The organism is Streptomyces sp. NRRL F-5650, assembly GCF_000721365.1.
GTDB lineage: Bacteria > Actinomycetota > Actinomycetes > Streptomycetales > Streptomycetaceae > Streptomyces > Streptomyces ardesiacus.
In genome coordinates this window covers 1-305 of record NZ_JOGV01000178.1, presented here as the reverse complement: position 1 = coordinate 305, position 305 = coordinate 1, and the positions used below count along the sequence as shown (strand labels likewise).

The following is a 305-nucleotide window of genomic DNA, read 5'->3' as shown; positions in this document are numbered from 1 at the left end:
GTGGGATCCACCCCCGAACGGCGCACGGCCAACTGGTACGGCCGCTCCTCCTTCGCACCGAACCAGATGATCCGCTTCGGCTTCAGCGTCGCCTCCACGAACGCCGCACGCCCCGGCTCGATCTGCACGTTCGACGGCCGGATCTCGTACGACAGATGATCACCCGTGTCGCTCCCCGCGACCGACGCCGTCACCTTCGTGTTCCCCAGGTTGTCCACCGCCAGCCGCGGACGCCCCCGGAACCGCCCCTTCACCGTCGGCGGCACCAACTCCGCCCGCACCTCGGTGAACGCCGTGATCGTGAG

1 pseudogene is annotated in these 305 nt (G+C 69.2%); it reads right to left on the bottom strand.

The window, feature by feature from the left end:
- Positions 1-305: pseudogene (locus IG88_RS42215) on the bottom strand (hydrogenase expression protein); the annotation flags it as partial.